This window comes from Polaribacter sp. P097, assembly GCF_036864555.1.
Taxonomy (GTDB): domain Bacteria; phylum Bacteroidota; class Bacteroidia; order Flavobacteriales; family Flavobacteriaceae; genus Polaribacter.
Genome location: NZ_JAZETJ010000001.1, coordinates 1,169,953 through 1,183,963, shown reverse-complemented (window position 1 = coordinate 1,183,963; position 14,011 = coordinate 1,169,953). Strand labels below are relative to the sequence as shown.

Sequence of the window (14,011 nt, the reverse complement as noted above, 5' to 3'; positions counted from 1 at the left end):
TCTAAACATGCTGATCAATTAGAATTGTATTTCCATCAGGATCTAAAATTACCAAACTAGCTGGCCCAGAATTGTTTTCATCTGCCTCTTGCTCAAATTTTATATCATTTGCTTTTAAGTGTTTTTGAATTTTTCGAACATCATCAAACTCTTTTAGTTCACTTGCATTTTCATCCCAACCAGGATTAAATGTCATAATATTATTTTCAAACATCCCTTCAAAAAGACCTATTAAAGCATTCCCGTTTTTCATAATGAGATACTTTTTTTCAAGCTCACCTGCAAAAACAGAAAAACCTAACTTTTCGTAAAACTCCTTTGATTTTTGAATGTCTTTTACTGCTAAACTATTAGAAAATGCACCTAATATCATATAAATAAGTTTTTTGGTTGATGACTTAAAGTTAAGAAATTATCTCTCCATAGAAAGTAAAACCATTCTTAATTCCATAAAAGTGAATGATTTATCTACCTTTTCTTTTAATTCTGTGAGGTTTTTAAATTCTACTTCCTCTATTTGGTTTACAATCTTTTTGTAGCGCTTTAATTCTATTAACTCTAGAATATCAACATCTCCTGAAGGAATAAAACTTGCTAAATGACTTTCTATTGTACCTTTGGTTAAACTGCGTTCTTTTGCAATTTCTGGAATAGATAAGCCAGACTTAAACAATTCAAACGAAATTTGTTTTGTAGACTTTTTATCTTCTTTCTTTTGTTCATTAAACTTATTAATTCCGTTTTCTGAACAGTATTCTTCTATTGCTTCTAAAATTTCTTCACCATATTTCTGTACTCTAATTTTACCCATTCCAGAAATTTTTAGCAACTCTCTTTCAGTTCTTGGCAAAGCATCGCAAATGGCGTATAAAGTTTCTTGGGTAAATATTTGAAAGTGTGGAATTTTTGCTGCCTTAGAAATATCATCTCTCAACTCACGCAACTTTAATGCTAAAATAGGATCGCGTTTTGAACTTAATTTCTTCTTCTTTTTAGGTTCAGATTTTTGCAAAACTGCATTGGCTCTTACTTGTAAATAATCTTGAACTTTAAAGCCCATCTTCATTTTTTGCAAGGCAAATAATTTTTCTTCTAATAGTTCTTGCAAGGCATCAAACTGCTTTAAAAAATCTTTTTTTATAGCTTTATTGTCTGTAGAAAACTCAATGGCATCAATTGGTTTTTGAATATTAGTAGTGGTTGTATTCAAAAAATAATCTACCCCTTTTAAAAATCGTTCTTGAATAGATGAACTATTTTCGGGCAACACACTATTCTCGGCTAATGTTGTTAACTGATTTTTAAACCCGTTCGTAACTTTCATCAAAGCTGCTACTCCATCATCTTTTATGGTTTGTAAATGATCTATAACATCACCTTTTATACTCGTTTGGTTTTTGTAGAAAATATCTATCAACCTAGAAATTGGATATAAGAACTTTTGATAATCGAACAATTCAGCAATTAAATTTAACTGAAAATCTTTTTCTGATGCTATTAAATCTGCTTCATCTGGATGATTTTCTTCTACACGTTCGTTAAACTGACTCACAGTTTGATCATTAATAATGGCACTGCTAGTAATTGGTGTTTTTAAAACCAAACCATCTAAAGAAGTACACCTACTTAAAGCCACATAAGTTTGCCCATGAGCAAAAGAAGCTTCTGCATCTATAATGGCTTTATCGAATGTTAATCCTTGACTTTTATGGATGGTAATTGCCCAAGCTAAACGCAATGGGATTTGAGAAAATGAGCCAATTACATCTTCTTTAATTTCTTTGGTTTCGTCATTTATTGAATAATTTACATTATCCCACTTTTCTCTTTCTGTAACAATTTCATCAATTTCATTTGGGCATTGCACAGAAACACTATCTCTAGAAATATCTGTAACTACACCTATTTTACCATTAAAATATCTTTTTTCTGGTGATGAGTCATTCTTAATAAACATAACTTGAGCACCAACTTTTAGCGCCAACTTTTCGTCATTAGGAAATGAATTTTCATTAAACTTACCTGAAACATCAGCTGTAAAAAAGTGGGTTTTGTTGTTAAGCTTATTTAATTCAGAATCGTTAATGGTGTTTGCTCTTTTATTATGTGTGGTGAGCGTTATATAATTGTCGTCTGCACTTGGAGAAAAACTAGGATGAAACCTTTCATTCAAAATTTTAGCAGACTTATCAGACAGATTGTCGTTTCGAATCTCATTAAGAATGGTAATAAATTTTTCGTTTTTCTGACGATAAATATGCTTTAATTCAATGGATACAACATTGGCTTCTTGAAAAGCTTTTGAACTAAAAAAGTAAACAGTATTATAATACTGTTGCAATAAACTCCATTCATTTGGTCTTATAACTGGCGCTAATTGCTGTAAATCTCCAATCATTAATACTTGTGCGCCACCAAAAACCTTATTTCTGTTTTTGTATCTGCGCATAACTTGATCTATACCATCTAACAAATCTGCACGTACCATAGAAATTTCATCAATAATTACTAAATCTAAAGACTTAATAATATCAATCTTTGTTTTAGAAAATCTACGTTGCTGATTGTTTTGAGTTTGGTTGGGCAAAATAGGCCCAAAAGGCATTTGAAAAAAGGAATGAATTGTAACCCCTTTTGCGTTAATTGCTGCAACACCTGTAGGCGCTACAATTACTAATCTTTTTAAAGATTCATTTTTAATTTGATGTAAAAAAGTAGTTTTACCTGTACCCGCTTTTCCTGTAATGAAAAGGTTTCTATCTGTTTTTTCGATAAAACTTAAGGCAAGTTCTAATTCAGGATTTGTGGGCATTTTACTTTTTGATGCAAGATAAACAAACCTGAATTATATCTTAAATATCGTATTAAAAAGTTACCTAGAATGTTTGGTTTAAGAGCGTAAAATTTTCTCCATTTTTCTACCTTTTGCAAGTTCATCTACCAATTTATCTAGATATCTTACTTTTTGGGTTAACTCATTATCTATTTCTTCTATTCTATAACCACAAATAACACCTTTAATCAAACTAGCATTATCATTTAAATTTGCTTCTTCAAAAAAAGTAGTAAAAGTGACTTGATCGTTAATTAATTGTTGAAGTTTCTCTGAATTAAAACCTGTTAACCATTCTATTACTTGATGTAATTCATTAATGGTTCTGCCTTTTTTCTCAATCTTTGTTACATAATGAGGATATACAGAATAGAACTTCATGTTAGCTATTCTAGCATTATGCTTGTCTGTAGTTGTGCTCATAAATTTGGTTTAGCCGAATTTACAAAAAATTCTATGGTAATAGAAATAAGAAAGGTTTGGTTACTCTGTAATTAATTGATAACCTCTAAAATTAACATTGTCTAAAATTACAGCAACAGGATCTACACCTACTGAGTTTTTAACTGACTTATTACCATTGATTTGCATGCCTATTTGAATAAAGTTTTCTACCCAGCCGCTTTTTGCATTTACGTAAGGTAAAGTTGTGTTTTGCAAACTAAATACTTCATTATCAATAATCATTGATTTGTAAACAATAGTATTTTCAGTGATATAACTTTCTAACTTAATGGTGTGCCATTCTTTTGGAGACAAACAAAAATTAATTTTAGGACTGAATGATTGCCAACCAATGGGCATATTATCTGCATCTTGCTCATCATTCCAAAAACGCCATTCACCAGCTTTACTAAATTGTAATCCAAATCCATGTGAAAAAGGCAATTCTATATGTTGCCAAGTAAGTTCTATACCTTCTATTGTTGCTAAATCTGAGTTAGAACAGTCTAATTCTCCATCTATATACAAATCTAATTCATATACCAAATACTTTGCTTCTTGATACTGCCAAGGTTCTCCTTGCCATTTTAAAGCTTTTGTGTTTGTGAAAAATACATTATTGTATTGGTCTCCTCCTGTTATTGCACAGTGTAACTTTATATTGCTAGTACTATTGGTATGATCTAAAGACCAATTTATTGTTGTACCTGGAAAAATAATATCTTCATAAACGCCCCAACCTGTGTAAAACAACTCCAATTGTTCGTCATAAATTCTTTGAGAAGCATTGAGGGTATCATTCTCAATGTTTTGATAGTCAAAAATAAGTTCTCCTTTTTGATAAGAAGAAACTTGAAGTGGATTTTCTTTAGAACACCCAAAAATAAGAAGAGCACTTGCGAAAAAAATGACCTTTTTAATCATACTGTCGTGCTTCTTATTTTTGGATATTGAAAAGAATAAAATTACATTTCTAATGCTTTTGTTGGATTATTATCCATCAATAATTCTACAGGGTTTTCTAATGCTTCTTTAATAGCAACTAAAAAACCTACAGATTCTCTACCATCAATAATTCTATGATCGTAAGATAATGCTACATACATAATTGGTGCAATTGTTACACCACCATCTACAGCAATTGGTCTTTCTACAATATTGTGCATTCCTAAAATTGCACTTTGAGGTGGATTAATAATTGGCGTAGATAACATAGAACCAAAAACACCACCATTGGTAATTGTGAAGGTTCCTCCTGTCATTTCATCAATAGTAATCTGCCCATCTCTAGCTCTTAAGGCCAAACGTTTTACTTCGCTTTCTACACCTCTAAAAGATAAGTCTTCTGCATTTCTAATTACAGGTACCATTAATCCTTTAGGACCAGATACTGCAATTGAAATATCTTGAAAATCATGTTTTACTTGGTAATCTCCATCAATCATAGAGTTTACATCTGGGTACATTTTTAATGCTCTAACTACTGCTAAAGTAAAGAAAGACATGAACCCTAAACCAACACCATGCTTTGCTTTAAAATCTTCTTTATATTGAGATCTTAAATCAAAAATTGGCTGCATATTTACTTCGTTAAACGTAGTTAACATTGCAGTTTCGCTTTTTACAGCTACTAAACGTTCTGCAACTTTTCTACGTAACATAGACATTTTCTTACGCTCAGTTCCACGAGTTCCGTTTGCAGGTTGAGTACCCATAGATGGTACTGCTTTTACAGCATCATCTTTAGTAATTCTGCCATCCTTACCAGTACCTTTTACTGTTGAAGCTTCAATTCCTTTTTCAGCTAAAACTTTTTTAGCTGCAGGAGATGCAACACCAGATGCATAGGTATCTTTTTTCTCTACTGCTGGAGAAACTTTATGCTCTTGTGTTGGAGCTTCTTTGGTTGGTTTTTCCTCAGTTGATGAATCTCCTCCTTCTGGTTTAGAAGCGCTTGTATCTATTAAACATACTACTTCACCAACAGCAACAGCATCACCTTCTTCTGCTTTTAAAGTGATAATTCCGCTTTCTTCTGCAGGTAATTCTAAAGTAGCTTTGTCTGAATCTACTTCTGCAATTGGTTGATCTTTCTCAACATAATCTCCATCTTCAACTAACCAAGTTGCAATTTCTACTTCTGTGATTGATTCTCCTGGAGAAGGAACTTTCATTTCTAAAACACTCATGGTTTCTCTTTTATATTTATTCTAAATCTCTTATTAACTATTAAAAACGCTGTCTATTACAGCTTTATGTCTTTTCTTAAAACGTGTACTTGAACCTGCTGCTGGTACTGCATAATATTTACGAGAACGTACAGATAGGTTTTTCAATTCAAATCTTTGTAACATGTAGCTCCAAGCACCCATATTTCTAGGTTCTTCTTGTGCCCAAATATATTCTTCAATATTTGGATATCTGTCTATTACTTGCTGAATTTTTTCTTTATGAAGTGGGAATAATTGCTCTATTCTAACTAATGCAATATCTTCTCTATTATTTTCTTCTCTTTCTGCTAATAGATCATAATAGAATTTACCCATACAGAAAACTAATTTCTTTACTTTATCTGGGTTAATTGTATCGTCTATTACTTCCTGGAATTCTCCAGTAGCTAATTCTTCTATGGTGTTAACCGCTTTTACATGTCTAAGTAAACTTTTAGGAGTAAAAACAATTAATGGTTTTCTATAATCACGTTTCATTTGACGACGCAATAAGTGGAAAAAGTTAGCTGGAGTTGTACAGTTTGCAACTGTCATATTATCTTCTGCACAAAGCTGTAAATAACGTTCTATTCTTGCAGATGAATGTTCTGATCCTTGCCCTTCATAACCATGAGGTAATAAAACTACAATTCCGTTTTGAACTTTCCATTTGTCTTCTGCAGCAGAAATATATTGATCGAACATGATTTGTGCTCCGTTTGAAAAATCTCCAAACTGTGCTTCCCAAATTGTTAATGTATTTGGGTTAGCCATGGCATAACCATAATCGAAACCTAACACACCATACTCAGATAATAACGAATTGTAAATCGTCATTTTACCCTTATTGTTTGGGTTAGTGTTTAATAAATTTACACGTTCTTCTGTTTTTTCATCTCTTAAAACAGCATGTCTGTGCGAAAATGTTCCTCTTTCTACATCTTGCCCAGATATACGAACATTAAAGCCTTCTTCCATTAATGAACCATAAGCTAAATTTTCTGCCATTCCCCAATCTAATTGATTGGTTTCGAATGCCATTTTAGCTCTACCTTGTAAAATACGTTCTGCTTTTCTTACAAAATTTGCACCTTCAGGAACAGTCGAAACTACTTTTGCAATATGCTTTAAACCATCTACAGGATACTTTGTGTCTAAAGTTTGTAGCATGGCAGTTTCGTTCTGACGCTCAAAGCCCTCCCAAGTAGACTCCATAAATTCTTTTACTTTCGAATTTTCGTCTTGCTTAGAATTATCAAACTCTCTTTCTAACATTCCTTTAAATTCATCTGTAATTTCTTTTACATATGATGAATCTATAGAACCTTCTTGTAATAATTTCTCTGCATAAATTTCCTTCGGATTTTTATGCTTAGAAATTGCTTTGTATAATTTAGGCTGTGTAAAACGAGGTTCATCACCTTCATTATGACCATATTTGCGATATCCTAATAAATCAATAAAAATATCGGTTTTAAATTTCATTCTAAACTGCAAAGCCATTTCCATTGCATGACAAACAGCTTCTGTATCATCTGCATTTACGTGCAATACAGGAGATAACGTTACTTTTGCAACATCTGTACAATATGTACTAGAACGTGCATCTAAATAATTGGTTGTAAAACCTATTTGGTTATTTACAACTATATGTATAGTACCACCAGTTTTGTAACCATTTAGTTTAGCCATTTGTACAACCTCGTAAGCTATACCTTGCCCAGCAATAGCTGCATCTCCATGAATAACGATTGGTAAGATTTTACTAGAATCTCCATCGTATTTTCTATCAATTTTAGCTCTTGTAATACCTTCTGCAACTGCTGCAACAGTTTCTAAGTGAGATGGATTTGGAACTAAATTCATTTTAATTTCATTACCATCTCTGTAGGTTTTACTTAACGTTAAACCTAAGTGATATTTTACATCACCATCTATATCTTGGTCTTCAAAATCTTTACCTTCAAACTCACTGAACAAATCTCTTACAGGTTTTTTAAAGATGTTCACTAAGGTATTTAAACGCCCTCTGTGAGCCATACCTAAAACACATTCTTTAACTCCGTATTTCTCTGCAGCATCTCTTAACATTACACTAATTCCAGGAATTAATGTTTCTCCTCCTTCTAAAGAAAAACGCTTCTGACCTACATATTTAGTTTGTAAAAAGCTTTCAAATGTAACTGCTTGATTTAATTTAGATAAGATGTATTTCTTAGAATCCTGACTGTAGTTAGGGTGATTATCGTTTTCATTTAAACGCTCTTGCCACCATTTTAATTTCTCAGGATTACGCATGTACATGTATTCTACACCAATAGAATCGCAATAAATGCTTTTAAGATGATCTATAATTTTAGATAATTTTACTCTACCAATGCCTAAAACATCACCTGCAGAAAATTCTTTATCTAAATCATCTTGAGTTAAACCAAAGTTTTCTATAGCTAAAGTTGGTTCGTATTTTCTTCTATCTCTAACAGGATTTGTTTTTGTAAACAAATGACCTCTAGTTCTATACCCATTTATTAAGTCTACAACTAAAAATTCTTTTCTAACTTCTTGTGGAATTTCTGTAGAAACTTCTTCATCTGTTAACGAATAGTTTTCATTTGCAAGATCATAACCTTGAAAAAAACTTCTCCAACTTGGTTCTACTGAATCTGGGTTAACTAAATATTGATCGTATAAATCTGCTATAAAGCCTGTGTGTGCTGCGTTTAAGAACGAAAATTTGTCCATATAATTATTTATGCTTTTGTTTAAGCTACTAATTGAAACAAAAATACAATTTTTAAAAATATTGCGTAATTTATTTAGGAATATAAATCATTAAAATTTTATTAAAAAAAATAAAAAAGTATTTGGCAATATTCTAAAATAATATATATTTGCACTCGCTAATCACAAATTGTGAAGCAAACTCCTCCTTAGCTCAGTTGGTTAGAGCATCTGACTGTTAATCAGAGGGTCCTTGGTTCGAGTCCAAGAGGGGGAGCAAAAAAGCCTTATCTAATTTAGATAAGGCTTTTTTATTTATACAATTCAAACTTAAAATACTTCTTTTTTAATAATACACTTCTAATAATTTTGCGCTAGAAGCCTCAATATTAATACTGTTAATTGCAGCTGGCAACAAAATCGTTTCACCACAATTTATAGTATATGTTTTATTTTCATGATGAATAGTTGCATTACCTTCTACACACATAAAAATGATAAACGAATCTATAGCTGAATAATCTTTTATAATTTTTGAATCTACATCTAAAATATTTGTAGTAAAATATGGCGAATGCACTAGTTTGTTAGATTTATTTTTATCTAACTCATAAGACGTTTTGTAACTATCATGCACTTGATAATCAATAACATCTATTGCTTGCTCATTATGTAAATCTCTTTTTTTACCAGTTTTAGCATCTACTCTGTCATAATCGTAAATTCTATAGGTAATATCTGAAGTTTGCTGAATTTCTGCCAACAAAACTCCTGCTCCAATTGCATGTACTCTACCTGTAGGAATGTAAAAAGTATCACCTTTATTTACATTTTCATGATGCATTACCTCTAAAATTGTATTGTTTTTTAGATGCTCTTGGTATTCATCTTTATTAATTTCTTTATCAAAACCAACTATTAACTCAGCCTCTTCATCTGCTTGCATTACATACCACATTTCATTTTTACCAAATGAATTGTGCCTTTCTTTTGCTATTTCATTACTAGGATGCACCTGAATAGAAAGAGGTGTTTTTGCATCTATGAACTTAATTAGTAAAGGAAACTCTTCACCAAATTTTTCGTACACGTTGTTTCCAACGAAATCTCCTTTAAACTCATTGGTTAAATCTCTTAATGATTTACCTTCTAAATTACCATCTGCAACTAAGGTTTCATCTCCAGAAACATCTGATATTTCCCAAGACTCACCAATATTCTCTTCTGTGTATTCTTTATTTAATTCTGTTTTTAGTTTTTCACCACCCCAAATTCTGTACTTATACAAAGGCGTAAACTTTAAAGGATAAAAATTCATAATAATTTATTTTATTCAAAGATAACAAAATGACCTTTTTAGAAGTGTTTTACTCGTTTAATGATATCATATATGCATATAAACTGCGTAAAGCTTTAGGTGGATTACCATGATCAAACTCAACAGAACTATATGTGGTATTGTCTTTTGTGATATTTAGGGCTGCAAACATAGCACCATCTGTATACCTTTTTTCTGAAGGTGCTTCCATTTGATTTATTTGTGATAAATCAATTTCATTTACCAATTCAGTTAGTTTGCTTATTTGAGTTTTGCTTAAAACTTTAATTTGTTTTGTATCTGAAGAACTAAAATTGAATTTACCATTTTCGATAGTCATTAAAAAAGACGAACCTCTAGTTTTAGCTTCATATTTTATTGATAGATTATCCTCTTGACGCGCATCTTGACTCTTACAATCTAGGCACGCAAAAAAGACCAAGAAACCCAAAAGTTTAATGTATTTATTCATAATTGATTTTTAAATTAACAAAAAAAAGGCGTCTAAAGACGCCTTTTTACTAAATTTTTGAAAGTATTAGTTTCCTGCAATTGAAGCTCTTCCACCTCCTGAAGCAAATAAAGCTCTCATTCTTTCTTTTTGACCTTCACTAAACATATTCATACAAGCATCATCTGTATAATCCATGTAATTCATGAATTGATCATTACTTCTACAGTGATATGCTGTTGTAGGACAACCATAATTTGGTCTGTCTGAAGATGGTGTATCTGCAACAAAATCATCTCTGTTACATCTTCCATCACCCCAAATATGTCTTAAGTTTAAATAATGACCAACTTCGTGAGTTGTAGTTCTACCACCATCAAAAGGAGCAGCAACGTAACCAGTTGTTCCAAAATACTGAGGAGAAACTACAATACCATCTGTAGCAAGGCTACCTCCAGGAAATTGTGCATAACCTAAAATTCCACCACCAATATTTGCAACCCAAATATTCATATGAGTTTCTGGATTTACAGGAGGATAAGCAGATTTTACTGCATTATTAGTACCCCAAGCAGTTGTTGTACTTGCGTTTCTAAATGTACCCGCTAATGAAAATGTAATTTCTGTATCTGCTGCTACACCTGCAAAAGCACTTGGTGTATTGTTTGCATCATTATTAGTTCTTCTAAAATCATCATTTAAAACTGCAATTTGAGAGTTAATTTGAGCATCAGAAATATTTTCATTTGAGTTACTATAAACAACGTGCACATAAACAGGAATGTTTACAACACCTAAGTTGTCTGAAACTGGTGGGTCTCCTCCACCATCATTTCCTCCACCACCATTTCCATTTCCATTACCAGCACCAGATGGCTTTTTTCCAGCAATAAAACTTCTAGTAGCATATTCAATATCGTACATTTTTTTATAAAGCCCTTTATTTTCTGCAAGTTGTTTATTTAAAACCTGCATAGAATAACATTCTTTACCATCTTTTTCTGATGGTCCTTTAGCTTCTAAATCGTCTGTATGAACAAAAAAGTCGCTCATATCTATTTTAGATTGTTGATCGTTTGAAATGTCTGTTGTTTCATCTTGACATCCCACAAAAATTCCTGTTGCTAATAGCAAGCCTAATAATGATTTTCTCATAAATTAAAATGGTTTTGGGGTTTAATTAAAAAGTTAAAGTAAGTTAATTTTTTATAAAATAATTAATAAAAATGTTTAAATAATAACAATTATTCATAATTATGTTAAATTTTTTAACGATGCGAATATACAGTTAATTTTAACATTTCAAAATAATTCATAAAAAAAATCATCAAATATTGATGATTTTTAAATTTTTATAAGAAAAGCTTGAATTTATGACAACATAGTAACTGCCCTTTTTAATGCGTTCACAAAAACGTCTATTTCATTCTTCGTATTGTAGAAAGAAAACGATGCTCTTACAGTTCCTGGTATTTGAAAGTAATCCATAATAGGTTGTGCACAATGATGCCCAGTTCTAACTGCAATGCCTAATTTGTCTAAAATTGCTCCAATATCATAAGGATGAATCTCATTTACATTAAACGAAATAACTGCAGTTTTTTCTGCTGATGTTCCATAGATTTTTAATCCTTCAATTTTAAGTAATTCTTCTGTAGCATAAACTAACAAATCATTTTCATAAGATGCAATATTATCAAAACCAACAGAATTCATGTAATCTAAAGCTGCACCAAAAGCGATTCCTCCACAGATATTTGGAGTACCAGCCTCGAACTTATGAGGTAAACCTGCATAGGTAGTTTTTTTGAAAGAAACAGTGGCAATCATTTCTCCTCCTCCTTGATAAGGTGGTAATTTTTCTAACCATTCTTGCTTACCATACAACAAACCAACTCCTGTTGGCCCACATAATTTATGAGCAGATGCTACATAAAAATCTACGTCTAAAGCCTGTACATCTGGCTTAATATGAGGTGTAGCTTGTGCACCATCAATTAAAACAGCAGCATTAACTTTATGTGCGGCTTCAATAATTTCTTCTATAGGATTTACGGTACCTAAAGCATTAGATACGTGATTACAAAAAACAAGTTTTGTATTTTCATTTAACAATTCATGATAGGTTTGCATATCTAGCACACCATCAGCAGTCATTGGTATTACCTTTAAAATAGCGCCTGTTTTTTCGCAAAGCATTTGCCAAGGCACAATATTAGAATGATGCTCTAAAGCAGACACAATTAATTCATCTCCCTTACTCAATAAAGACTCAAAACCTGAAGCTACCATATTAATGGCATGTGTTGTACCTGCAGTTAAAATAATTTCATAAGCTTCTTTCGCATTAAAATGATGTTGAATTTTTATACGAGCTTCTTCGTATTTATCTGTAGCTTCTTGGCTTAATGTATGCACACCTCTGTGAATGTTTGCATTGTAATTGCTGTAATAATCTACAATAGTATCTATAACAACTTGAGGTGTTTGAGAAGTTGCTGCATTATCAAAATACACCAAAGGTTTACCATGTACTTTTCTTTTTAGTATTGGAAAATCTTCTCTAATCTTATCTACATTAAACATGGGAATCATTTTAAAATACAAAGATAAAACTTGATTTTTTAAAGTGCGAAGAAAGACAATATGATTTTCTTATTTTTACATCACTAAACTCTTTGCAATGAAAATTTTAAAGCGAATTTTACTTTTATTCTCTATTTCTTTAATCCTTATTATTTTTTTTAACTACCCAAAGTTAAATATGCTTTCTGGTTATGCTGCCAAAAGTACAGCTTCATCTGTTTTTCTTGCTAAGAGAGATTTAGATTTTACCAATGCTACAGACAACAATTTTTCTCCAGTAAACTTAGCTACAAACACCATGAATGCTGATGAGAAAATTGCCATTTCTTCTGCATTTGGGCTTTTAACAAGAAAAGCAATTTATAGAGATGGTTTAGGTGCTGTACTTACTCTGACTGAAGAGGATGAATCCGCCACTTATTTAAAACCGAAAAGACGTATTCCTGATAATAAAACGCCTTATCCTTATGGAAATGCAGAACAGAAAGACACTATTTTCAACAATATTGATTATTCAAAATTAGATGATGCTTTAACCTATTTATTTGATGAAAAAAACCAGACTAGAGCTGCTGTAATTTTGTACAAAGATCAAATCATTGCAGAAAAATATGCAGATGGTTTTACAAAAGAATCTAAGTTATTAGGCTGGTCTATGACAAAAAGTATTACCAGTACCATTTTCGGAATTTTAGAGCATCAACAAAAAATAAATGTACAAGAGAAAGCACCTATAGCCGCTTGGAAAAATGATGAAAGAAGCAAAATTACCATTCATAATCTGCTACAAATGAATTCTGGTTTAGAATGGGATGAGAATTATGACAAAATTTCTGACGCCACAAAAATGCTTTTTTTAGAGAGAGATATGACTAAAACCCAAGAACTAAAAGAACTTGTAGGTCAACCAAACCAAAGCTGGAATTATTCTTCTGGAACCACCAATTTATTATCTGGTATTCTTAGAAAACAATTTCAATCTCATCAAGAATATTTAGATTTTTGGTATACAGATTTAATCGATAAAATAGGCATGAATTCTATGCTAATAGAAACTGATTTAGAAGGCAATTATGTAGGGTCTTCTTATGCTTGGGCATCAGCCAGAGATTGGGCTAAATTGGGCTTACTTTATTTAAAAAATGGAAACTGGAAAGGCGAACAACTATTTGATGAAAATTGGGTAAAATACGCTACAGAACCTACACCAAGCTCTAAGGGTTGGTATGGTGCTCAAATCTGGCTAAATGCTAGCAATAGATACCCAAGCGTTTCTAAGAACATGTACTTTTTTAGTGGTTACCAAGGGCAAAATGTATTTATTTTGCCAGATGAAGAAATGGTAATTGTAAGGCTAGGTTTAACCAAAAACGCAGACGTAAATACCTTTCTAGAAAAAGTTGTTAACAGCATCCGAAATTAAACTTAACGTTAAATGTCTGATAATA

At 31.7% G+C, this 14,011-nt stretch carries 11 protein-coding genes and 1 tRNA gene; 2 read left to right on the top strand and 10 right to left on the bottom strand.

Going from position 1 to position 14,011, the window contains the following annotated elements:
- Window position 1 precedes the first annotated feature (1 nt).
- The 6 genes from V7R38_RS05435 to V7R38_RS05410 all read right to left on the bottom strand — a co-directional run bounded on the left by V7R38_RS05435 (window position 2) and on the right by V7R38_RS05410 (window position 8,229).
- Window positions 2-373, bottom strand: coding sequence for a VOC family protein (locus V7R38_RS05435; RefSeq protein ID WP_334056480.1), 372 nt, complete (start codon window positions 371-373; stop codon window positions 2-4).
- Window positions 374-412: 39 nt separating this feature from the next.
- On the bottom strand, window positions 413-2,812 hold the full coding sequence (locus V7R38_RS05430) for a helix-turn-helix domain-containing protein (protein WP_334056478.1): 2,400 nt from the start codon (window positions 2,810-2,812) through the stop codon (window positions 413-415).
- A 78-nt stretch (window positions 2,813-2,890) separates the two neighbouring features.
- The gene (locus V7R38_RS05425; RefSeq protein WP_334056476.1) at window positions 2,891-3,256 is read right to left on the bottom strand and encodes a DUF2200 domain-containing protein; all 366 of its coding nucleotides are present in this window, start codon (window positions 3,254-3,256) and stop codon (window positions 2,891-2,893) included.
- Between the two features lie 60 nt (window positions 3,257-3,316).
- Window positions 3,317-4,201 carry a hypothetical protein gene (locus V7R38_RS05420; RefSeq protein WP_334056474.1) on the bottom strand — a complete coding sequence of 295 codons (885 nt, stop codon included), beginning with the start codon at window positions 4,199-4,201 and terminating at the stop codon, window positions 3,317-3,319.
- Window positions 4,202-4,242: 41 nt separating this feature from the next.
- Window positions 4,243-5,466: a 2-oxoglutarate dehydrogenase complex dihydrolipoyllysine-residue succinyltransferase gene (gene odhB, locus V7R38_RS05415; RefSeq protein ID WP_334056472.1), complete on the bottom strand. Its 1,224-nt coding sequence runs from the start codon at window positions 5,464-5,466 to the stop codon at window positions 4,243-4,245.
- 33 nt (window positions 5,467-5,499) lie between these two features.
- Window positions 5,500-8,229, bottom strand: a complete 2,730-nt coding sequence (locus V7R38_RS05410) for a 2-oxoglutarate dehydrogenase E1 component (RefSeq protein WP_334056471.1) — start codon at window positions 8,227-8,229, stop codon at window positions 5,500-5,502.
- Between the two features lie 182 nt (window positions 8,230-8,411).
- On the opposite strand from V7R38_RS05410, the gene V7R38_RS05405 reads away from it, so the two are divergent.
- Window positions 8,412-8,485, top strand: a tRNA-Asn gene (locus V7R38_RS05405).
- Between the two features lie 69 nt (window positions 8,486-8,554).
- On the opposite strand, the gene V7R38_RS05400 is transcribed toward V7R38_RS05405, so the two are convergent.
- From V7R38_RS05400 to V7R38_RS05385, 4 genes are all read right to left on the bottom strand, one after another.
- On the bottom strand, window positions 8,555-9,526 hold the full coding sequence (locus tag V7R38_RS05400; protein ID WP_334056469.1) for a type I phosphomannose isomerase catalytic subunit: 972 nt from the start codon (window positions 9,524-9,526) through the stop codon (window positions 8,555-8,557).
- 49 nt (window positions 9,527-9,575) lie between these two features.
- Window positions 9,576-9,998, bottom strand: a complete 423-nt coding sequence (locus V7R38_RS05395; RefSeq protein ID WP_334056467.1) for a hypothetical protein — start codon at window positions 9,996-9,998, stop codon at window positions 9,576-9,578.
- Window positions 9,999-10,064: 66 nt separating this feature from the next.
- On the bottom strand, window positions 10,065-11,132 hold the full coding sequence (locus V7R38_RS05390; protein WP_334056466.1) for a zinc metalloprotease: 1,068 nt from the start codon (window positions 11,130-11,132) through the stop codon (window positions 10,065-10,067).
- 216 nt (window positions 11,133-11,348) lie between these two features.
- Window positions 11,349-12,563 (bottom strand): aminotransferase class V-fold PLP-dependent enzyme, encoded by a 1,215-nt coding sequence (locus V7R38_RS05385; RefSeq protein ID WP_334056465.1) that lies wholly within the window; start codon window positions 12,561-12,563, stop codon window positions 11,349-11,351.
- Window positions 12,564-12,660: 97 nt separating this feature from the next.
- Here V7R38_RS05385 and V7R38_RS05380 point away from each other — a divergent pair, with 97 nt between their 5' ends.
- The gene (locus tag V7R38_RS05380; protein WP_334056463.1) at window positions 12,661-13,986 is read left to right on the top strand and encodes a serine hydrolase domain-containing protein; all 1,326 of its coding nucleotides are present in this window, start codon (window positions 12,661-12,663) and stop codon (window positions 13,984-13,986) included.
- Window positions 13,987-14,011: the final 25 nt, after the last annotated feature.